17 protein-coding genes are annotated in these 22,157 nt (G+C 46.3%); all 17 read left to right on the top strand.

Annotated elements, in window-relative coordinates; translation table 11 throughout:
• The first annotated feature begins 1 nt into the window (after position 1).
• The 17 genes from tatA to GXO74_10175 all read left to right on the top strand — a co-directional run bounded on the left by tatA (position 2) and on the right by GXO74_10175 (position 22,025).
• A complete protein-coding gene (tatA, locus tag GXO74_10255; protein ID NOZ62051.1) occupies positions 2 to 196 on the top strand; it encodes a twin-arginine translocase TatA/TatE family subunit in 195 nt (64 codons plus the stop codon).
• A 6-nt stretch (positions 197 to 202) separates the two neighbouring features.
• Positions 203 to 1,654, top strand: a complete 1,452-nt coding sequence (gene gatA / locus GXO74_10250; protein ID NOZ62050.1) for an Asp-tRNA(Asn)/Glu-tRNA(Gln) amidotransferase subunit GatA — start codon at positions 203 to 205, stop codon at positions 1,652 to 1,654.
• Positions 1,647 to 3,098, top strand: coding sequence for an Asp-tRNA(Asn)/Glu-tRNA(Gln) amidotransferase subunit GatB (gatB, locus tag GXO74_10245; GenBank protein ID NOZ62049.1), 1,452 nt, complete (start codon positions 1,647 to 1,649; stop codon positions 3,096 to 3,098). The genes gatA and gatB overlap by 8 nt, the downstream gene beginning before the upstream one ends.
• A 191-nt stretch (positions 3,099 to 3,289) precedes the next feature.
• Positions 3,290 to 3,766 carry an acetyl-CoA carboxylase biotin carboxyl carrier protein gene (accB, locus tag GXO74_10240; protein NOZ62048.1) on the top strand — a complete coding sequence of 159 codons (477 nt, stop codon included), beginning with the start codon at positions 3,290 to 3,292 and terminating at the stop codon, positions 3,764 to 3,766.
• A gap of 30 nt (positions 3,767 to 3,796) precedes the next feature.
• A complete protein-coding gene (gene accC / locus GXO74_10235) occupies positions 3,797 to 5,152 on the top strand; it encodes an acetyl-CoA carboxylase biotin carboxylase subunit (GenBank protein ID NOZ62047.1) in 1,356 nt (451 codons plus the stop codon).
• A gap of 10 nt (positions 5,153 to 5,162) precedes the next feature.
• A complete protein-coding gene (gene gcvH, locus GXO74_10230; GenBank protein ID NOZ62046.1) occupies positions 5,163 to 5,540 on the top strand; it encodes a glycine cleavage system protein GcvH in 378 nt (125 codons plus the stop codon).
• 484 nt (positions 5,541 to 6,024) lie between these two features.
• On the top strand, positions 6,025 to 7,365 hold the full coding sequence (locus GXO74_10225; GenBank protein NOZ62045.1) for an aminomethyl-transferring glycine dehydrogenase subunit GcvPA: 1,341 nt from the start codon (positions 6,025 to 6,027) through the stop codon (positions 7,363 to 7,365).
• Between the two features lie 437 nt (positions 7,366 to 7,802).
• Positions 7,803 to 8,861 (top strand): type IX secretion system outer membrane channel protein PorV, encoded by a 1,059-nt coding sequence (gene porV, locus GXO74_10220; protein NOZ62044.1) that lies wholly within the window; start codon positions 7,803 to 7,805, stop codon positions 8,859 to 8,861.
• A 109-nt stretch (positions 8,862 to 8,970) separates the two neighbouring features.
• Positions 8,971 to 12,156, top strand: a complete 3,186-nt coding sequence (locus GXO74_10215; GenBank protein ID NOZ62043.1) for a T9SS type A sorting domain-containing protein — start codon at positions 8,971 to 8,973, stop codon at positions 12,154 to 12,156.
• Positions 12,157 to 12,172: 16 nt separating this feature from the next.
• Complete coding sequence (locus GXO74_10210; GenBank protein ID NOZ62042.1) at positions 12,173 to 15,223, top strand: biopolymer transporter Tol; 3,051 nt, start codon at positions 12,173 to 12,175, stop codon at positions 15,221 to 15,223.
• 141 nt (positions 15,224 to 15,364) lie between these two features.
• A complete protein-coding gene (locus tag GXO74_10205; protein ID NOZ62041.1) occupies positions 15,365 to 16,243 on the top strand; it encodes a hypothetical protein in 879 nt (292 codons plus the stop codon).
• A 4-nt stretch (positions 16,244 to 16,247) separates the two neighbouring features.
• Positions 16,248 to 17,015: a hypothetical protein gene (locus GXO74_10200; GenBank protein NOZ62040.1), complete on the top strand. Its 768-nt coding sequence runs from the start codon at positions 16,248 to 16,250 to the stop codon at positions 17,013 to 17,015.
• 68 nt (positions 17,016 to 17,083) lie between these two features.
• Entirely contained in the window at positions 17,084 to 18,028 is a 945-nt protein-coding gene (trxB, locus tag GXO74_10195; protein ID NOZ62039.1) for a thioredoxin-disulfide reductase, read from the top strand.
• A 126-nt stretch (positions 18,029 to 18,154) separates the two neighbouring features.
• A complete protein-coding gene (locus GXO74_10190; protein ID NOZ62038.1) occupies positions 18,155 to 18,742 on the top strand; it encodes a sigma-70 family RNA polymerase sigma factor in 588 nt (195 codons plus the stop codon).
• A gap of 36 nt (positions 18,743 to 18,778) precedes the next feature.
• Positions 18,779 to 19,225, top strand: coding sequence for a hypothetical protein (locus GXO74_10185; protein NOZ62037.1), 447 nt, complete (start codon positions 18,779 to 18,781; stop codon positions 19,223 to 19,225).
• 51 nt (positions 19,226 to 19,276) lie between these two features.
• Entirely contained in the window at positions 19,277 to 19,984 is a 708-nt protein-coding gene (locus tag GXO74_10180) for a tetratricopeptide repeat protein (protein ID NOZ62036.1), read from the top strand.
• On the top strand, positions 19,974 to 22,025 hold the full coding sequence (locus GXO74_10175) for a WD40 repeat domain-containing protein (protein ID NOZ62035.1): 2,052 nt from the start codon (positions 19,974 to 19,976) through the stop codon (positions 22,023 to 22,025). The genes GXO74_10180 and GXO74_10175 overlap by 11 nt, the downstream gene beginning before the upstream one ends.
• Positions 22,026 to 22,157: the final 132 nt, after the last annotated feature.

Raw genomic sequence — 22,157 nt, 5'->3', positions numbered from 1 at the left:
AATGGGCATTCCTAGCGGACCTGAGCTGTTGCTTGTTATTTTTGTGCTGGTTTTGCTTTTCGGCGCAAAAAAAATTCCCGAATTAGCCAGCGGATTGGGTAAAGGGATTCGCGAATTTAAAAAAGCAACACGCGAAGCGGTAGAAGACGAAGAACCAAAAAAAATCGAGGAAGGTGAAAAAAAAGAGGCGAATTAAACTTCAATGGATGTAACGCGCCTTGATTTTTCTCAAATTCACCCTTTGCTGTTAAATGGTTCTGTCTCCTGCTCGCGGATTGTGAGAGATTATCTGAAAAATGTCAATGAAGGCTTCCCGCTTAACGCCTTTATTTCCATTTTGGCGGAAGACGCACAAATTCGCGCACAGAAAATTGACGCCAAAATTCGGCAAAAACGCGCCGGCAAACTGGCCGGATTAGTGGTTGCCGTTAAAGATAATATTTTGGTCAAAGGGATAAAAACGACCTGCAGTTCCAAGATGCTCGCCGATTTTGTCGCCCCATACAACGCCACCGTAATCGACTGCTTGCTGAAAGAAGACGCCATTCTCATTGGTAAAACCAACATGGACGAGTTTGCCATGGGGTCTTCCAACGAAAACAGTTTCTTCGGCGCCGTAAAAAATCCGATAGATCACACAAAAGTTCCCGGCGGATCTTCCGGAGGCTCAGCCGCTGCTGTCGCATCGCGGCAGGCAATGGCGGCGCTGGGATCGGATACCGGCGGCTCTATTCGCCAGCCGGCTGCTTTTTGCGGATTAGTAGGTTTGAAACCGACTTATGGCAGCGTTTCACGTTACGGTTTGATTGCCTATGCTTCTTCTTTTGACCAAATAGGCCCCATCGCGCGTTCGGTTGAGGATTGCGCAAAAATTTTCTCCGTCATTGCCGGCCACGATTCCCGCGATTCGACAAGCTCGACTCACCGTTATCCGGCGCAATTTTTCAGCGACATCGCCCCGGTTTCTTCTTTGAAAATTGGCGTTCCGAAACAGTTTTTCAGCAACGACATCGAACCGGACGTCAAACGGAATATTGAAAGCAGCGTTGAAAAGTTACGGCAAAAAGGCGCGCAAATTATTTCCGTTTCGCTGCCCCATGCGGATTATTCAGTTCCTGCTTATTACATCATTGCCACGGCTGAGGCCTCGTCCAATCTGGCGCGCTTTGACGGCGTTGGCTACGGTTTTCGTTCTGACGAAGCGAAAGACATTGGCAATTTTTACGCCAAAAACCGCTCGCAGGGATTCGGAGAAGAGGTTAAAAGACGCATTCTGTTGGGCACATTTGTGCTTTCCCGCGGCTATTACGAGCGTTACTATCGAAAAGCCCAGACAATCAGGTCGCTCATCCGCCGAGATTTTTCCGCCGCTTTTCAAAAATGCGACTTTTTGATCACGCCGACTTCGCCGACCACAGCTTTTCCCATCGCCGCGCGTAGCTACGATCCGCTCGCCATGTATTTGTCCGATGTTTTTACGGTGGCGGCAAATCTGACCGGATTGCCAGCGCTGAGCATCCCTTGCGGTCAGGACAGAGACGGCTTGCCCGTGGGGTTGCAATTAATGGCGCCGCGCTTTGCCGAGCCTTTTTTATTTTCGGTAGCCAAAGCTGTCGAGAAATTCTGTCCGTCGGGAGAGATTGAAAATGGCTGAACGCGAGAAAAAATACCGCGTGACTATCGGTCTGGAAGCGCACGCGCAATTGAACACAAAAAGCAAATTGTTTTGCTCTTGCCCGACAAAATTCGGCGCTCCGCCGAACACACAAACCTGCCCCGTCTGCCTCGGTTTGCCCGGTGCGTTGCCTGTGTTGAACAAAAAAGCCGTGGAGTCGGCTATCAAGTTGGGTCTGGCGATGAAATGCCGCATTGCAAAAGAATCGATTTTTGCCCGAAAAAATTATTTTTACCCTGACTTGCCCAAAGGCTACCAGATCACCCAATTTGATCGACCTATTTGCGAGTCCGGATTTCTGGAAATAAAATCCAATGGCAAAAAGAAAAAAATTTCCATTGGACGCATCCATCTCGAAGAAGATGCCGGGAAATCAATTCACAACGAGCCATTTGTACCGTCGGAGGCCACGCTGATCGATCTGAATCGCTGCGGAATCCCACTGCTGGAAATTGTGACTGAACCGGAGCTGCGGAGTCCCGACGAAGCTGTTGATTTTGTTCAGCGTTTACAGCAGATGCTGCGTTTTTTGCAAATCAGCAACGCCAATTTGGAACAGGGCAGTCTGCGCTGCGATGCGAATATCTCAGTAAACACAGCCAACGCGAGAGAACTGTCCGCGAAAACGGAAATTAAAAATCTCAATTCTCTCAAAGCTCTGGCGCGGGCGCTTGTCCACGAAATCGAACGGCAAAAAAAGTTGATTTTTTCGGGCAAAGTTCTGAATTCCGCCACTGTTCTCTGGGATGATAAAAATCAAACGACGCGGACAATGCGCTCCAAGGAAACCGCGCACGATTATCGCTATTTTTCGGAACCGGATTTGCTTCCGCTGAAAATTAGCGCTGATTTAATAAAAAAAATCGAATCGCAAATGCCAGAATTGCCGAGTGCGAAAATCGCTCGCTTCCTGCAAGAATATCAATTAACAGAAGCCGATGCAGAGATTCTCACGCTGACGCCGCCGCGCGCCGATCTGTTTGAGTGGATCACAAAACAAATCGGCGACGCCAGCCTCGCGAGCAAATGGATGATTCAGGAATTTCTCCGTTACGAAAATAATTTATTTAGTCAAAAAAAGAGGACGTGGGAAATTGACATTGCAGAATTGCTGACACTCGTCAAAAATCAAAAACTGAGTTGGCGCGCAGCGAAAGAAATTTTTTCTGAAATGGTCGTTGCAAAAAAATCTCCGCACGAAATCATGAAACAAAAACAGCTTTTTCAATTGTCGGACGAAGCGAAACTGGAGGAAATAATCCGCCGGATCATTGACGAAAATCAGGAAGCGCTGGCGCAGTATCGCGCCGGAAAGAAGCCGCTTTTTCATTATTTTGTCGGTCAAATTATGCAAAAAACGGGAGGCCGGGCTGATCCCAAAATGGCTAACAAAATTTTGCGCGCAATTTTGGATTCAATGTAATTTGATTTCTTTGGAAAAATATCTTGACTTTTATTTCTTTTTCGGTTAAATTTAACTTCATTATTTTGACCAGTTTTTAAAACAAGCAATTGGCAAGGATGAAAAATCAGGACAGTAAAACCATTCGCGAGAATTTTGCTCAGCAAGAGCGCTGTTCAATGCGGTCAATCAGGAAATAATTGGAGAGATAAATGAGACCAAAAGAAATAAAGAAACTCATCGAGCTTGTCGAGGAAAGTAGTATCTCTGAATTAGAAGTCAGCCGATTCGGAAGAAAGGTGCGAATCAGTAAAAATTCCTCAACCACTGTCGTGGCGGCTTCTCCGGCAGCGATTGCTCCTTCGCCGGCTGCGGCGCCAGCGGAAGCTCAGCAGTCGCCGGATCGACCCGAGCAAAAAGCGCCGCAAAAAGAAATGCTGGCTGAAAATATCTTTGAGGTCAAATCTCCAATGGTGGGGACTTTCTATCGCGCTCCGGCTCCGGATGCGGATCCGTACGTGGAAGTCGGAGATACCGTGGCGAGCAATCAAGTGCTCTGCATCATCGAAGCGATGAAGCTCATGAATGAAATTGAGTGTGAAGTTCGCGGCAAAGTAGTCGAGATTCTGGCTGAAAACGGGAAACCTGTCGAATACGATCAGGCGTTATTTCGAATAGAAAAAATTTAGTCTCTATCGCAAAACCGGAGAAACAGCGCTTTGTTTAAAAAAATATTAATTGCCAACCGAGGCGAAATCGCTCTGCGAATTATTCGCGCGTGCAAAGAATTGGGGATTGCGACTGTCGCCGTCTATTCTGATGCGGACGAAAATTCGCTTCACGTGCGTTTTGCCGACGAAGTTGTGAAAATAGGTCCTGGCCCCAGCAATGAAAGCTATCTGAATATTCCCAGAATTATCAGCGCCGCGGAAATCACCAACGCCGAGGCGATTCATCCGGGCTATGGTTTCCTTGCTGAAAACGCTCAGTTTGCCGATATCTGCGAAAGTTGTAATATTAAGTTCATTGGCCCGTCTTCTGACATGATCGCCAACATGGGTGACAAAGCTTTTGCCAAAGCAAAAATGAAAGAGGCCGGCGTGCCAACCATCCCCGGCAGCGAAGGCCTATTGCAAGATCTTGTCACGGCGGAAAAAGCAGCGGAAAAAATCGGCTACCCCGTCATTTTGAAAGCGACGGCGGGCGGTGGCGGCCGCGGTATGCGTATCGTTCGCGAAAAAAAAGAACTGGAGCGCGCTTTTGTCACCGCCAGCAACGAAGCAGACGCCGCTTTCGGCAACGCCGGTCTGTACCTGGAAAAATTTTTTGAAAATCCGCGCCACATCGAAGTACAAATTATCGGCGATCACTACGGAACAGTCGTGGCGCTCGGCGAGCGGGAATGTTCCATTCAGCGCAAACATCAGAAATTAATTGAAGAATCGCCGTCTCCGGCTGTGAATGAAAAACTGCGTGCGAAATTGCAAGATGCGGCTGTGCGCGGCGCCGAGAGCGTCAACTACGAAAGCGCCGGCACTGTTGAATTTCTACTCGACGCGGATGGTCGCTTTTTTTTCATGGAGATGAACACGCGAATTCAAGTGGAACATCCGGTCACGGAAATGGTTTTAGGCATGGATTTACTGAAGCGTCAAATCATGCTTGCCGCCGGCGAAAAAATCGAAAATGTGATTAAAGATTTTAAGTTGCGCGGCCACGCCATCGAGTGTCGGATTAACGCGGAAGACCCGGACAAAGATTTTCGCCCCAGTCCGGGAAAGATCACATCGTTTCACATTCCCGGCGGGCCGGGCGTTCGGGTGGACACTCATGCGTACGCGCAATACGTCATTCCGCCATATTACGATTCGCTGATCGCCAAAGTGATTACCAACGGGAAAGATCGCTCTGAAGCAATCGGGCGCATGAAACGCGCTTTGGAAGAATTCATCATCGAAGGCGTCGCTACTACGATTCCCTTTCACAAAAAGGTACTCGAAAATGAACACTTTCTCAAAGGCGATTTTGACACAAAATTTATCGAAACTCACTTCTTAAAAAATAACCAAAAATAAGGAGATAAGAATGGAAGTTCCGAACGACTTATTGTACACCGAAGAGCACGAATGGGTTTTCGTCGAAGATGACGTGGCGACAATTGGCATCACCGACTACGCTCAGAGCGAGCTGGGCGATATTGTTTTTGTAGAACTGCCTGAAGTGAATGATGAATTGAAACAGATGGAACCATTTGGCACTATTGAAGCGGTTAAGGCTGTATCCGATCTATTTTCTCCCGTTTCCGGCGTTGTCGTCGAAATTAACTCAGCGCTCGAAGATCAACCGGAACTCATTAACAACAGTCCTTACGATGAAGGCTGGATGATTAAAATCAAACTGTCCGAGGCGTCGGAACTGGATAATCTGATGAAAGCGGATGCGTACCAAAAACACATCGGCTAAATTGAACGAAATCCCCTGTTTGATATTTTTTTGTTTTCCGCCTTTCGAGCGTTCCGCACTTTGCGATTCGGCGGAGCATGTTTGCTTTAGCTGTGCCGCACGAGGCGCTTAATGACAGGATCTCATGTGTAGCTTTTTTAAACTTTGCGTCCGCGATTTGACTTTGTTGATGGTAGTTGTAAAATTTTAATGACTTTTTTTAATACTCTTAGCCAAATTATGAATATCAATACTAATTATGTTATTTATTCAATAAACATCCCCCTGAATCCCCTACGCCAGGAGCGCATCTTCGACTTCAAAGAGGGACTTTTCTGGTTTCCGCCCTTTGAAAGGGACAAGGGAGAAGGATGTTCAGATTCAACTTGATAAGTGAGTTAAAAAATGCACAAAGTATTTCCCGGGCGTTGCAGCGAGCCAGACCGCTGAATTCGAATTTAGATTGAAGAAAATTAAAAACTGAAATGCTTTAGGGAGCTAAAAAATGCCCTTTATTCCGAATACCGACGTGGACCGCAAGAAAATGTTGGAACGCATCGGTGTGAAAAATTTTGATGAACTGATCAAAAATATTCCTGACAATCTGCGCTTCAAAGGCGAGCTTGACCTGCCGGATCCGCTTTCCGAATTGGAACTCGTCAAAGCGATGCGGCAAAAAGCGCAATCCAACCGAGCCGCCACTGATGCCATCAGCTTTCTCGGCGGCGGCGCGTACGATCATTTTATCCCTTCCGTCGTCGGGCATATTCTTTCCCGATCGGAATTTTACACCGCCTACACGCCTTATCAGGCGGAAGTCAGTCAGGGGACTTTGCAGGCGATTTATGAGTTTCAATCCATGATTGCTGAATTAATGGGAATGGAAGTCGCTAACGCCTCGATGTACGACGGGGGATCCGCATTAGCAGAAGCGGCGTTGATGGCAATAGCTGAAAAACGAAAGAAAAAAATTCTCGTCTCGCGCGGCATTCATCCCTATTATCGGCAAATCATTCGCACTTATTGTCACGGCCAAAAAATTGACATTCAGACGGTCGAATTGCAGGACGGAACGACGTCGTTGAGCGATTTGCGCGCGAAGCTGGACCCGGGAACAGCGGCCGTTCTCGTTGAACATCCGAATTTTTTGGGATTTCTCGAAGATGTCGATGAAATAAGCCGTTTGGCGCACGAAAACCAGTCCCTTTTCATCACTTCCAACGATCCGATTTCGTTGGGGCTACTGGAACCTCCTGGCGCGTACGATACGGATATTGCAACAGGTGAAGGGCAGAGTTTGGGAAATAGCCTGAATTTCGGAGGCCCTTATCTCGGCTTGTTTGCGTCCAAACAAAAATTCATCCGCAAGATGCCCGGTAGAATCGCCGGCGCCACGACCGACCAGCAGGGCAGGCGCGGTTTTGTGTTGACCTTTCAGGCGCGGGAACAGCACATCCGCCGGGATAAAGCTACATCCAATATTTGCAGCAACGAGGCGCTCAATGCTCTCGCGGCGACTGTTTATCTGGCTCTCATGGGCAAGCAGGGCATTCGAGAAGTGGCGGAGTTGTGCCTGCAAAATAGTCACTATCTCGCCGAGCAAATCGAGGAATTGCCAGGTTACGAACTGGCTTTTTCAGCGCCATTTTTCAAAGAATTTGTTGTGAGAACTCCGGCGCCCCCGACAGCAATTATCGATAAACTGGCGGACAAAAATGTATTCGCCGGAATTGATCTATCGCGGTTTGACTATGGTCTAAAAAACGGCCTTTTGCTCGCCGTCACTGAGAAACGCACGCGAGAAGAAATGGACTTACTCGTAAAATTGTTGTCGGATTTTTCTTGATTGTCTCCTTTTTCCCAAAAACCGCAAATCAATTTCCGTTGCAGTTTCCAGCTTCAAAAAGGGTTGATCTTTGTTGCGGAAAAAGGAACTTTTAATTTTAAGATAAGTTTTATTATTGTACTTTTCAAATGAGGCATTTCTATTAACTTTATTAAAAAATAATATGTTAAATTGAATGAGAACGGAGGCAGGATAGAGAGAATTTGATACGGAATCAGAGATTGAATTGAATTTTGATAAGATTAATGGAAATGAATTTCTACGAAACGATCTACATCAGGGCTAAATTGGTAAGAATTTTAATGGCAGCGAAATTCCGAATGCTGGAGGTATGCCTTGCTCTTTGGAGGGGAGACCTTTCTCATTCGGATTTTTTTTAAAAGATATTTTTGAAGCAGGCAATAATATTCATTTTTTATTCGCAAGAGGAGTTTAACATGAAACGCTCAATCGTCATCATTTCTTTGCTATTGCTAATCGTCATTGGCGCACAACAAGCGTTTGCAGTGAGCGAAGCTGCGGTTTTGTTTTTAATGATTGCGCCGGGATCGCGCGCAGCGGGCATGGGAAATGCGTTTGTCGCCATCGCCGATGACCCGTATGCAACTTTCTACAATCCTGCGGGACTCGCTTATGTTTACGGCCGAAAAGCCACTATCATGCACGTAAATTGGCTGCCGGGACTTGTCTCCGATATGTTTTATGATTACCTGGCATTTACCATGAGCATCGAAGGTCTGGGAACGATCGGCGTGAATGTCGCTTACATCAACATGGGCGAAAATCAAGGGATGGATGAATTTGGCAATCCAACTGAGAAATTTTTCAGCAGCGAATACGCCATCGCAGCGACTTACGGGACAACCGTCACAGACGATCTGGCCGTTGGCGTGGGTTTACGGTTCATCAGAAGCAATTTGGCTCCGTTCAGCGCCGGTCAACAAAAAGGATCAGGACAGGCCAGCGCCTTTTCTTTTGACGTCGGTCTTTTGTACACCTTCCCTTTTCTCAATGATCGCCTCAAATATGGCATGGCAATCACTAACATGGGACCGAAAATTGTTTACATCGACGAAGCCCAGGCAGACCCGCTGCCGACAAATTTTCGCGCCGGTTTTGCTTTTCATCTCATCAATCAAAAATACAATAAATTGACTCTTTCCACGGAGATCAACAAATTATTGGTCACTCCGCCTAAAAACGAAAACGATCAAGCTGATCCGTTTTATGAGGCAATAATTACGTCCTGGTACGATGAGCCTTTTCAGCGCGAGCTGGACAAAATCACGCGCGCCGTTGGCATCGAATATATTTACAACAATCTCATCGCCCTGCGCGGCGGCTACTATTTTGACAAAGAAGGAAAGGTAAAATACCTGACTTTCGGCGCCGGCATTCAATATTCACTGTACAGCTTTGATTTCAGTTACGTCTCCGCGGAACAGGGACACCCGCTGGCGAATACCATGCGCTACACGATGCAAATCGGTTTTTAATGAAATTGACTGATTGAAATTTTCCTTGTTTTCCAAAAATTCGCCGAATCCGCAAGCGGTCGTCGCTTGCGGATTTTAATCATGTAAATTGAACGACGGAAATATGCGTGTGAAACGATTACTTTTTGTGCCGCTCATTTTATTCCTGACATTCACCACAGGCCGGCCTAATGAACAAAAAAAAATGCCGCGCTATTACAAAAGCAGCCTGTCTCAGCGATTCGTGAAAAATATTTTTTCCGGAGAGAATGGGCAAACTCCTCAGTTGAAAGCTGAACTGCCGGATACGCTGAAAATTTTAGCGCTCCGCGTCCAATTTCAGCCGGATAACGATCGCACGACCACTGGCAACGGCTTGTTTGATTTGTCCCAGCCGGATTCGATTGTGATAAATTCCCCGCCTCATAATCGCAATTACTTTATCAACCAACTGAAAGCACTGAAAAATTATTACGAGAATGTGTCACGCGGAAAATTGACGCTGCAAATTTCCGACGGCGCGGAGAACTACTTTGTCTTTCCGCAGCAGCAGGACAGCGCCTATTCTCTGCCGCAGCCAATGGCATATTACAATCCCAATGCCGGTGAAGAACCATTAGACCAGGGATTAGCGGAACTTTTCCGCGACGCCATTCAGACGGCGGATGAAAATAGCGACATCGATTTTTCTCAATTCGATGTGTACATTATTTTTCACGCCGGCGTGGGCTCGGAATTCAGTCAGGATTTTGACACCACGCCCAGCGACATTCCTTCGGTTTTTTTGAATGTGAACGATTTGAAAAAAACTATTGGCAAAGACGAACCCAATTTCGAGGGGATTCGCGTCAATAACGATCAAAATATCGTTTCCGAAGGAATTATTTTGCCGGAGACCGAAAGCCAGAGCGGCGTGGAAATTGCCATGCTGGGCTCGGCAGTCATTATGATGGGACACCAACTCGGTTTGCCTAATCTGTTTGACACGGACAGCGGCCGGCCTGGTATCGGACGATTCGGCATCATGGATCAGGGATCAGGCAGTTTCTCCGGCTTCATTCCGGTACAACCTTGCGCGTGGAGCAAAATTTTTCTCGGCTGGGAAGAACCGATTACGATTTTTTCCGGGGAAAATATTCCTGTTGCTGCTCCCCTTGCCGCCAATTTCAATAAAATTTACAAAATTCCTATCAATGCCAAAGAATATTTTTTGATCGAAAATCGCCAGCGAAATGTGCTGAAATCGCGCGCTATTGCCATCGGTCACGACGAATTTGGCAACCGCATCGAATTCAACGATAACGGCGATATTATTTTACCGGCGTCCATTCAGAAATTGGGCGTAGTTGTGGATCTCGACGAGTACGACTTTGGACTGCCCGGTTCGGGAATTGTCATCTGGCACATCGACGAGCAGGTCATCGAGCAAAATTTTGCCAGCAATCGCGTGAATGCGGACATGCACCACCGCGGTGTGGACGTTGTTGAAGCCGATGGGGCACAGGACATCGGTTATTTTTACAATTTTTTCGGCATCACCGGTTTCAGCGCCGGCAGCGCTTACGATTTTTGGTGGAGCAAAAACGAAGATCACATTTGGGCGAACGACAGCGACAGCGTTCGATTCACGCCGACAAGTATGCCTAATTCCAATGCTTATTCCGGCGCCAGCAGCGGAATTTACCTGACCAATTTCAGCGATCTGGATTCTGTGATGACTTTTTCGCTGGAAATTAAAAAGTTTCGTCCCGGATTCCCAGTGTTTTTGGGAAAAAATTCCGGCATGAGCCCCATCGTCGCGGCTGACCTGGATCATGACGGAAGCCAAGAAATGATCGCTGCCACGGAAAACGGAAAAATTTTAGCCTGGCACAGCGACGGCAGCAGCTTTTTTGAAAATGATGAAAAAACGAAAATTGTCAAATTGAACGGCGACACAGTTCTGGTACCGCTACCTGTTTTCGCCAGTGTTCCCGATGAACATTTTCCGTATCCACCGTCTGTGGCGGATATGGATCAGGACGGAATACCTGAAGTCATCGCCGCTTCTCTTGAGGGCGAGCTCTTCGTCTGGCACCCTCGTGATGCGGATGGAGATGGTTACGCCGACGAACCTTTCCGCGCAACAGTCATGTCGCCGATCATGACTGCTCCACTAATTCGCAGCGGCAGTGTCGCGCAAATAGCTCTTGGGCTGAGTGACGGGAATGTCTTTGTGCTCGATTTTAAGGAAAATTATTTTTTCTACGCGAAACTCACAGACGAAAGTATTATCGGTCTCGCTGATCTGACTCCTTTCGGCTCCAGTGATTGGATCGTCGTGAGCAGCAGCGGCGATGTTCTGCGAATGGACGAAAAAGGCGATCAGGTCTGGAAAAGTTCGCTTTCTGCGGACGGGGAATTTCAGGGACCCGCTGTGGCGGACATCAATAGCGACGGCAGTCCGGAAATTGTAATTTCGACGACAGGCGGTAAAATTTTTGTGCTGCGCAGCGATGGTTCTGTTCTGTCCGATTTTGACAAAATTGAAACCAACTGCCCGCTTTCGCCGCCGACAATCGCAGATGTCGATTACAACGGCTATCCCGACGTCGTGCTCGCCGGGGGCGGAAAAATTTTTGCTTTTCAGTACAATGGCGTTTCCGTGACGAATTTTCCCATGACTTTCGAGCCTGGCAATGTGAATGGCTATTATCCCTCACCGGTCATCGCCGATATTGACAACGATCATTTCCCGGAAATATTTATCAGCAAAAAGAGCGGAGTGATCACGGCATTTTCAATTGCGGGTGAGAAACGGAGCGATTTTCCGCTTTCCGTTTCCGACACCGTCGCAGCAGTGATTTCTCTCAATTCGCTCGATGGAAATAAATTTAATCTCATCGCGCGTTCCGGTGACGGCTACGGCTATGTCTGGAATCTGAATTACGATTTTGACAGTGATTTGCTTTTCTGGGGCGATTTTCTGAAAGACAATTCTCACAACCCTGTCTTCGCGAAAAGCTTAACTCCGGCGCCGTCCAGTGGAACAAAATTGATGCCGGTACGAAAAGTTTACAATTATCCCAATCCGGCAGATGGCAAAGAAACTACAATTCGCTATTATCTCGAAGACGACGCGACGATGTCGGTTCGCATTTACGATGCCGCTGGCGAATTGGTAAAAGAAATATCCGCGACCGGAATTGGCGGACTCAGCAACGAACTGATTTGGGATCTGACGAACGTGCAGAGCGGCGTCTATTTGGCGCGCGTGCACGCGGAAAATAGCAAAAAATCTGAGACGGTCATCATTAAAATTGCAGTGATGAAATAGACTATTGGAATATTTGATGAAACGAGCGCTTTTTTTCTTTTTAATTTTTTTCTTTGGGCTGCAAATGAGTTTGCGAGCGCAATTGGTGGAGTACAATCATCCCGAGTTAAATTGGTACACCATTGATACGCCACATTTTCAGGTGCATTATCATCAGGGAGCTGAACGAACGGCGAGAGTTGTGGCAAAAATCGCCGAAGACATTTACCCGGCGATCACGACGCTGTACGACTACAAACCGGACGGAAAAATTCATTTCATTATTCGCGATCACGATGATTATTCCAACGGCGCCGCTTTTTATTACGACAACAAAGTGGAAGTCTGGGCTTCGCCGATGGATTTTATTCTGCGCGGCAACCACAACTGGCTGCGCAATGTAGTGACGCATGAGTTTGTGCACATGATTTCGCTGGGCGCGGCGCGGAAATTGTCGCGCAAAGTGCCGGCGCTCTATTTTCAGTACATGGGTTATGAGCCGGAAAAAAATCCTTACGTGCTGTACGGCTTTCCGCATCAAATCGTTTCTTACCCGATTGCCACGACAGTGATTCCCAACTGGCTGGCGGAAGGCGTGGCGCAATTTCAGGTGCCGCCGCTCAATTACGACAACTGGGACACGCATCGTGACATGATTTTACGAACGGCGGTGCTGGAAAATAAAATGCTCACACTGAGCGAAATGGGCGTGTTTGGCAAAACCAGTCTCGGCAACGAGAAACTTTACAACCACGGTGTCGCGTTGGTCAGATATATCGTCAATCAGTACGGTTATCAGGCACTGCACGATCTTTTCCACGAAATGCACAAACCGTGGCGCATGACAATAAACGGTGCGATCAAAAAAGTAACCGGCATCAGCGAGAAAGAACTGTATCGAAATTGGAAAGAATATTTGCAGGAAATGTACCGCTTCCGCGTGCAGTCGATTCTGGCGCATCGGGTCGTGGGAAAGCCGGTTGAAGACAAAGGGCTGGCAAATTTGTTTCCCGTGTGGTCGCCGGACGGAAAAAAATTCGCTTTCATTTCCAATCGCGGTTCGGATTACATTTCGATTTCCGGCCTTTTCATTCACGATTTTGAAAAAAACAAAACAAAATTTATCAAATCTGGGATTAGCACGATTCCCAGTTGGTCGCCGGACGGAAAAAAACTTTTCTACGCGCGCATTGCCGGCCCCAACAAACATGGTTCGCATTACAGCGATTTGTACGAATATGATTTGAAGAAAAAGAAAGAGAAACGGCTGACCAAAGATCTGAGGGTGCGCTATCCCCAGGTTTCGCCTGACGGCAAACGCGTCGTTTTAGTCACTGCCAAAGACGGCAATAATCAGATTGTTGTTTACGACTTGGAGAAAAAATCTACACAAAGAATTTTTGCGCTGGAAAATGGGGAGCAAATTTTTCAACCGCAGTGGTCGCCCGACGGAAAAATGATTATTTACAACTATTCCACTGGCGAAGGCAGAAAGTTGGAGGTGCTTTCCGCGGACGGCAGCGAAAATCTCGATCTCATTGCCGATGACAACGATGCGCGCGATCCGGTTTTTTCGCCGGACGGCAAGAGTGTCTATTTTAGCTGGGACAGGACCGGCATTTTCAATATTTATTCCCTTGATTTGGCAACAAAAAAAATCACGCAATGGACGAATGTCATCGGCGGCGCGTTTACGCCGTCCGTGGACGCGCAAGGGCGTTTGCTTTACAGCCATTTCAACGCCAGCGGCTATCACATTGCTCTGATTGAAAATCCCGAACCTGTCTCAGAGAAAAACAGCGAATATCTCGCTTACGACGACAATGTGCTGTTGGCGTCGCGCAGCGATTTGCTGCCGCAGGCAGTGCAGGATAAAATTGCCGCGGCCGCGCTCCATTACGATGATTCAAAATTGCCGGATTTGAAAGCCAAGCCGTACAATTTGACTTACGGCAAGATCACATTTTTCCCGCGGGTGATGGTCGATTACGGAACCACAAAATTAGGAACCTATTTTTACTCGGCGGATATTCTGGACAAATACAATATTTTCGGCGGCTTTGCCATCAATCGGCAGATGGATTACGATTTATTCGGCGTGGTGACCTACCGTATGTTCACACCGACGATTTTCCTGGAAGCGTATCACCAAACGCGTCATCACTCCGAAGAAGATGATTGGGCGCTGACGCCCACAGATACTGTAACGACGACTTTCAATTATCGCTACAATTTGACGGAAGTCGATCTGGGTATGGATTTCAAGCTGAATGATGACATGAATTTGCGTACAGCGTTCGTTTACAGTCACTATCGCGCGAGAACGCAGCCGGAGTACAAATACAAGGGATTTGAATTCCCGGCGACAAAATACAGCTATTTCATTGGCAGAACTTTGCAGTTCAAATGGGACTACAGAAATGTCATGCCCATGCGCACTTCTGAAATCAATCCGTCCAAAGGCAGGGCGGTCAGTGTAACTTTTCAGCAGGAATTTAACAAATTTATCAATGATTTCAAACTGACCAAATACGGCACCTGGACCGAGGTTTACGACAATTACAACTATTCAAAGATTGAACTGGATTGGAAAGAATATCTCACGGTGTGGGGAAAATACAATCATGCCCTGAATTTGGAGCTGATCGGCGGCTGGATCGATCGCCCCGTGCACGAATTTTTTAATTTTTTCGCCGGCGGGCTGATCGGTTTGCGCGGCTATCCGTTTTACAGCATCGAAGGCAGAAAAAAAATTATCACCCGCACTGCGTACCGTTTCCCTATTTTCCGGCACATCGATTACAGTTTTTTCAATCTCTATTTCGACAAATTGTACGCTGGTATGTTCTTCGATTACGGTAATGCCTTCAATGAAGACAAAATCAATTTTTCCCATTGGAAGAAAGATGTCGGCGTCGAGTTGCGGCTCGATGCGTTTTCGTTTTACAATTTCCCCACGCGCATCTTTGTCAATGCCGCCTACGGGTTGGATAATTACACGAAAATTGAAAAATTTTCCAATTTGAGGCTGGACTACGGTAAAGAATGGCGATTTTATTTCGGCGTCTTGTTCGGCTATCTGGATTAGCTTTTTGAATTTTTTTGCCACGGAATTCACGTCTGATGCGGATGCGCCTACGGCGCAAACAGAGGACACAGAGAAAAATTTTTGAAATTTTAGAAAATATTCACAAAGAAAAAAACGCAATTAGCAAAAGGAGAGATTCACATGAAATTTCGCACATCTCTTTTGTTGACACTATTATTTCTGGGCGCTGCAAATTTGCTCATTGCCGGCGATTTATTTCAAGATCATGCTGTCAATTCCGGCGTGATATCGCCCTCCAAAATGACGCAATTGCAAATCGCCTATTTTAATCCATTCCAGGATTCGCAGCAAGACACCACACCTCTCACCAGAGAACAGCAGTTGGCACGGCTTCCCGGATACAAATTACCAAAAAAGGCGTTGTTCTTTTCGGCGCTACTTCCCGGCGCCGGTGAATTGTTTGTCGGATCAAAAATGAAAGCCGCAGCGTTCTTACTCGTAGAAGTCGGAGCCTGGACTTATTACGGCGTTTACCATCAAAAAGGCGCGAAAAAAGAAGGTGAGTTTGAAATATTTGCCGATGATCACTGGGATCCTTTGAAATGGAAAAATTGGTACGAAACCGAGGGACAAAATCTCATTGAACTCACCGGCGAGAACAAATACACTCACGCGCCGGCGATGTTAGAACTCATCGATGCCGGCAAAAAGACGCAGCAGTACTACGAAATGCTCGGAAAATATTCGGAATTTGTCGTTGGCTGGGAAGGCATGGAGCGGAATTTCTCATTTAACACTTACGAAGAGATGCAAGAAGTTCGTGATACGCTGACAGTCGCTAATAAATACATGGACATGCGCGATCTAAGCAATAATTTGTACCACACGGCGCGCCGAGGCATCACCATTGCCATGGTCAACCGCTTGCTGAGCGCCATCGACGCCGCCTGGACAGCAAAGATGCACAACAATCAGCTGCTGAAAACAACGTTGCGCATGGAGCAAATCTATTTTGTGGATCGCATGGAACCGGTACTGTCGCTTAAATTTAATTGGTAAAAAAATGAAAATAGACTTGAGAATATCGCTGCTTCTGGCGGTGACTTTTTTGGCTAACTTTTCTTTTGCCGAAGAAAATCCCTGGTACCAGCCAACGCCGTGGCAGCAAGCCCGGTCCGAATTGCTGATTTCGCAAAGCAAAAGTGAAGCGGGATACTTGCAGAAATTTAGCGAAAATAGCCCTGATATCGCTTACAAAAACAAAGGCAAAGCCCTGTTTCGCTCGCTGATTTTGCCAGGATCAGGGGAAAGATATTTAGGCAAAAAAAATCTGGGCAAGGCTTTTCTGATTTCGGAAATTACACTCTGGGTCGGCTATTTTTCGTTTCGCACCTATGGCAGATGGATAAAAAATGACGCTCGAACCTACGCTGCGGATCATTCGAACGCTTCCATCAACGGAAAACCGTCGCAGTTTTTTGTCAATTTAGGGCTTTACGACGATGTGGATCAGTACAACGATGCGCAGCAGCGAATGCGCCATTTCGACAAAATGTACTCAGACCCGGATTATTCTTGGTACTGGGACTCTGACGCCAACCGTCGGCGCTACGAACGGATGCGCATTGCCAGCGACCGCGCCGTAAATCGGTCGGTTCTGGTTCTGGGCAGTATTCTGGCAAATCATTTGATTAGCGCCATTGATGCGGTGTGGCAGACGCATGTGTACAACAAAAACATAAAAAAACAAGCAGAAAGCTCTTTTCGGATGAATTTTCAAATGGATGGCTATTCCGGCGCATTTACTCTCAATTTGCAGAAACTTTTTTGAGTCGTCGGCGTCTAACTCCTCTGATTTTTTAACGAGAAAATGTGAACGAATTAGGAGAAGATGTTGTTATGGAGAATGTGGTTATTATCGGAACCGGGCCGGCGGGATTGTCCGCTGCCATTTACGCGGCGCGCGCTGAATTGCAGCCATTGGTTTTAGCCGGAGATACGCCAGGCGGACAAATCACCATCACTGACGCTATTGATAATTTTCCGGGCTTTCCGGAGGGAGTCGCCGGGATTGAACTTTTTGAAAAAATGCGCGATCAGGCGGAAAAATTCGGCGCCAGAATTGTGACTGAGACAGTTACAGATGTTGATTTTTCAGCGCAGCCATTAAAAATAAAAACTTACGACAATGAGTACGAAGCCAGAACCGTTATCATTTCCACAGGTTCTGATCCGCGAAAATTAAATGTTCCCGGTGAGCAAGAATATGTGGGACGGGGCGTTTCTTACTGCGCCACGTGCGATGCGTTTTTCTTCAGAGGGAAAAAAGTGGTGGTCGTTGGCGGAGGCGACAGCGCGGTAGAAGAAGCGCTGTTTTTGACGAAATTCGCGTCTTCCGTGACCATCGTGCATCGACGCGACAGACTGCGCGCCCAGGCTGGCTTGCAGACGCGGGCGAAAAATAACGAAAAAATTGATTTTGTGTGGGACTCAGTCGCTACCGAGATCGTCGGCGATGACAAAGCTGGCGTGACCGGCATCAAGGTCAAAAACGTTAAGACTGAAAAAGAGTCGGTTGTCGAAACCGACGGTGTTTTTATCTTCATCGGTCATATTCCGAACACCAAACTTTTCGAGGGACAAATCGAATTGGACGCAACCGGCATCATCAAAACCGACGGCAGACAACGGACAAGCGTCGCAGGGGTTTACGCGGCGGGTGACGTGCAGGATAATATCTATCGCCAGGCAGTCACTTCTGCCGGCACCGGCGCTGCCGCAGCAATGGAAGCCGATAAATTTCTCGCAGAGATGGAAGGAAAGGCTTACCCCGGAAAAATGTGATTCTGAAAAATATTTTTTGTGATTTGAAACCAGGTGCTTGTGTTTTTTGTGCCTGGTTTTTTTTATTTTTGATTGAACCATTTGAGAAAATTCACGTTGTTTATATTAGAGAAAGGGAGAAACAATGTGACAATCAGCGATGAAAAACTGGTTCAATTATTTCTTTCCGGCGACGAGGCTGCTTTTTCTGCACTTGTGGGACGTTACAAATATGCGATTTTTCAATTCATTTTAATGAAAACGAAAAATAGAGAGTTAGCCGCCGATTTGACGCAAGATGTTTTTGTCCGTTTGTACAATTCAGCAAACAAATACAAAAATAGCGGAAAATTTTACTCGTGGTTAGTGCGCATGGCGCAAAATATTTGCATTGACCATTTTCGCAAAAATCACGGACGGCAATTCGTGCCTCTGGTGGCTGAGTCAAAAGAAGCAGATTCACTTTTAACTCTACAATCGGCCGGCGATGAAATGAATCCCTCAAATCCCGCGGAAATATTTGAAAAGAAAGAAATTCGATCAGTGCTAAAAAAAGCCATCGGGCAATTGCCCGAAGATCAACGCGAGGCGATTGTTTTGTGTCATTATCACGGTCTGGCCTATCGCGACATTGCTGAAATTCAGACTTGCCCCATTGGCACAGTAAAATCTCGCGTCCATCACGCGCTTTTGAAAATAAAAAATTATCTCGATCAGGCTGGGTTTGAATTTTAAATGCAAAACCCGCAACCAAATTTAATGAGGCTTACCATGAAATGCGATGATGTGCAACGGTATTTGTCAGCATATATTTACGGTGAACTAAATACCGAACAGGTAAAAAAAATTCACCGGCATCTGAGCCACTGCGAAAGCTGCCTTTTGGCAGAAATGCAATTTCGGAAAACCGTTCGGCTCATGGACCAGGTGAAATTTGACGCTTTGCCGGCCGATTTCGATGAAAAATTACAAAAGAAACTTCGCCGATCAAGGCGGAAAAACTTTCATCGGAATCAACAAACGCGCAGACTCATTTTAGCGATTGCGGCAACGCTGATTCTTGTTCTGGGGCTCGATTTCCTCGTTCGGGGAACATTTTTTTCCCGTTCCTGGACCGAAAACCTGAACGATTATCGCGCCACAGCTTCTGTTTTCGGAAGTGAAAATCAACCGGATTATCCGTCGCAATTTAGCGCACTGAAAAATATTGCTGATTAGTTTCCACGAGTTTGGCTAAGAAAATATCAAATTAACAAAAAGGAATCGATTATGAAAAAGACAGCAATTTTTTTTGTTCTGCTGGGGGCAATATTTTTTATTTTTTGCCAGCACAAGGAGACGCCGGACGCCATTTTGAAAGAAGCGGAAAGCCTGGAAAGAGACATTTTGAGTTGCGCGGAAAAAATTAGCCAATGCAAGAATGATTACGAAAAGATACTCATCACCTACCCGGAAAGCGAGGCGGCGGCAACAGCGTGTTTTAAATTAGCGCGGTTGAATGAACTCTTTGGCCACTTCAAAGATGCCGCGGACTACTATCAAAAGTTAGTGCAAAATTATCCGGAAAGCGAGCTTTGCGCCAACGGTCTTTACAATCTAGCTCACATTTACCAGACAAATCTCGACCGCCCGAACGACGCGGTGGAAATTTTCCAGCAACTGCGGGGGCTTTTCCCTTCAAACGAAAAAGCGGTACAGAGTTATCTGGAACAAGCGAAAATTTTCCTGACAAAGAAAAATCCACACAGCGCCATCTCTACCTATCAGGAATTTTTGAATGCCTACCCTCAACAGCAATTGCGCGACGAAATCTATTTCCGCATTGCTGAAATTTACCAATTTGAAATTAAAGATTCGACGGAAGCGGTGAAATTTTATCAAAAATTGACGGACAAATATCCCCAAAGCACATGGTCTGACGCCGCTAAAACGCGCATTGACGATTTGAAGAAAGGAACGCTCGAAAATGAAAAATAAAAATTTGATTAAAATAATTGCTCTTGTTTTCGTGGCTGTTTTTTATTTGACGGCGTGCAACGAAATTACGGTCACGGGAAACGAAATTGCCTGGTCGCCGGACGGGAAATATCTGGCGTTTGTCAATTTGCAGACAAATAAAATTTACGTCAGCAAAGCGGACAAAACCAATGAAAAAATAATTCCGATTGACGAAAAAGTCCGTTCGGCGCAATTTCTCCGATGGTCTGCCGATGGCAAATTTCTGATGTACCTTAAATCGGCGCAGGAGAAATTGGAAGTCCGGACTTATGAAATGGCAGGCGGAAAATCGCAGTTTGTCGGAAAAATTGCCGCGCGGAAAATCGACAAAACATTGCAGCCGACATCTCCGCCGATCTGGGAAACGCCGGATGACCAAATTTTATTCGTGGAAGAAACGGGCAACGGAAAATTGAGGCTACTGAGTATTTCCGCCTTTGGCGAAGCGAAAAAAATAATTTTTGAAAAACGTTGCCAAAAAATTTCGCCGGTTTGGGTTTCTCGAAACAAGTCGATACTTTTTTCGGTGGAGGGCGCATCTGACCGCCGGTCGAACGGAATCTGGACGACAAAAAGCGACGACTCGCGTCCCACACAAATTTATCGAACGGAGAATCTCTTTGCTTTGAAAATTTCTCCGCAGGGAGACCAAATTGGCTTTGCGATTTCGGATGAAACAAGCGGGGCAGAAGAAAACAAGATTTTCGTTTCCGATATTCAGTGCAAAAATCCAAAGAGAGTTTTTCAAACAAAACAGAAAATTGAACAAATAGACTGGTCGCCTGACGGCCAAAAAATTGCTTGTGTCGTGTCTGACGATGACAAGAGAAACATTTTCGTTGTGGACGCACAAAAAAACCAGACGGTAAAATTGACGTTTGACAATGTGCAGCAATATTTTGGCTGGCAAAGTCGGGGAAAACTGTATTTCACCATTCGTTACCCGGAGTCGCTGGTAGAATTGTCAGGGACGAGAAAGGACGAAAAGGAATTAAATGAAATCATCACTGGGAAAGAGATTAAGCACCAACTCATTTGTTTTGACGGAAAAAATTTCAAAAAAATGGGAAACAACATGGTTGGCATTAATGAAAATCCTGTCTCGGGCAAAAGCGCGTATTATTTGATTGCAAAGACTAATTTTTTAGCGTCAGAAGTTTATTTGATGACAGTGAGCGATTCGTTGGGCGACGTCCGTTTTTTCCCGGAATCGACTGAGGAAAATCTTCTCACGGCAGATCAGTTTCTGGCAACAGGCAAAAATGAAAAAGCCATCCACTTCTTGAATCAATACTGGGGGTTAAATCTGCGTACTGGCGATTTGGAAAACTTTTTCGGTATTGACGAGCTATTTCAGCCCGACAAACCGGATTCGGTTAAATTGGAGAAACTGACCGACGCCCTGGTAGACGGCGCTTTTGTGCGCAGCATTCTTGCCTTGCAGCGATCAGGAATGAACGACAGAGCCAACGCGGTTATCGATCAATTTGCCAATTTCGCTTCTCACTATTTTGCGAAAAATTCCCAAAAATACGATGAAATGGTGTGGAGTTTTATCGTTCCGTATTCTCGTTTGGGGCAATTTGAACTTGGCTCGTCTACCATTGACCGTTTTCTGAAAGCCGCGCCGTTGGATTCTGTCTCGCAGAGCTACTTGTTTTTCGCGCAGGCAATTTTTTCGTACGAGCAAAAAAAATATTCTCTTTGCGTAGAAAAACTCCGGCAGAGCGCTAACCTGCTGCCAGTCTCCCAGAACGAAGTTGAGCCGTACAACTCGTTGCTGACTCTTTGTTTGAAATATACAGGCTTCAAGGATTCTCCTGAAAACCGGGCTTTATTTGAAGTTTTGACGTCCCGTTTCCCACACGGCAAGGGAAGCGAAGTGACTTATGAACTCATGGGGGATTCTTTCGCGAAGAACGGAAGAAAAAAACAAGCGCTTTCTGCTTACAAAAAATCTCTGATCGACGCTCCCAATGAAGCGCGCGTGTGGCAGAAAATATTTCAGTTGCAGCAGTAATCATTTTAGGATCGACTGATTATCGGACGCGCTATTTAAAAATTCAAAATTCCGAATGCCGCGCGCCGAATTCTAAATTTGTCCCGATTAAATAAAGATGTAGGACACCAACGGTGGGCTACATCTTTCTGC

The organism is Calditrichota bacterium (genome assembly GCA_013152715.1).
GTDB lineage: Bacteria > Zhuqueibacterota > Zhuqueibacteria > Thermofontimicrobiales > Thermofontimicrobiaceae > 4484-87.
This window is presented reverse-complemented; position numbering and strand designations above follow the sequence as displayed.

Coding starts and splice junctions, on each gene's coding strand:
- tatA (NOZ62051.1), top strand. CDS start 2: ATGGGCATTCCTAGCGGACCTGAGCTGTTGCTTGTTATTTTTGTGCTG.
- gatA (NOZ62050.1), top strand. CDS start 203: ATGGATGTAACGCGCCTTGATTTTTCTCAAATTCACCCTTTGCTGTTA.
- gatB (NOZ62049.1), top strand. CDS start 1,647: ATGGCTGAACGCGAGAAAAAATACCGCGTGACTATCGGTCTGGAAGCG.
- accB (NOZ62048.1), top strand. CDS start 3,290: ATGAGACCAAAAGAAATAAAGAAACTCATCGAGCTTGTCGAGGAAAGT.
- gcvH (NOZ62046.1), top strand. CDS start 5,163: ATGGAAGTTCCGAACGACTTATTGTACACCGAAGAGCACGAATGGGTT.
- GXO74_10225 (NOZ62045.1), top strand. CDS start 6,025: ATGCCCTTTATTCCGAATACCGACGTGGACCGCAAGAAAATGTTGGAA.
- porV (NOZ62044.1), top strand. CDS start 7,803: ATGAAACGCTCAATCGTCATCATTTCTTTGCTATTGCTAATCGTCATT.
- GXO74_10210 (NOZ62042.1), top strand. CDS start 12,173: ATGAAACGAGCGCTTTTTTTCTTTTTAATTTTTTTCTTTGGGCTGCAA.
- GXO74_10205 (NOZ62041.1), top strand. CDS start 15,365: ATGAAATTTCGCACATCTCTTTTGTTGACACTATTATTTCTGGGCGCT.
- GXO74_10200 (NOZ62040.1), top strand. CDS start 16,248: ATGAAAATAGACTTGAGAATATCGCTGCTTCTGGCGGTGACTTTTTTG.
- trxB (NOZ62039.1), top strand. CDS start 17,084: ATGGAGAATGTGGTTATTATCGGAACCGGGCCGGCGGGATTGTCCGCT.
- GXO74_10185 (NOZ62037.1), top strand. CDS start 18,779: ATGAAATGCGATGATGTGCAACGGTATTTGTCAGCATATATTTACGGT.
- GXO74_10180 (NOZ62036.1), top strand. CDS start 19,277: ATGAAAAAGACAGCAATTTTTTTTGTTCTGCTGGGGGCAATATTTTTT.
- GXO74_10175 (NOZ62035.1), top strand. CDS start 19,974: ATGAAAAATAAAAATTTGATTAAAATAATTGCTCTTGTTTTCGTGGCT.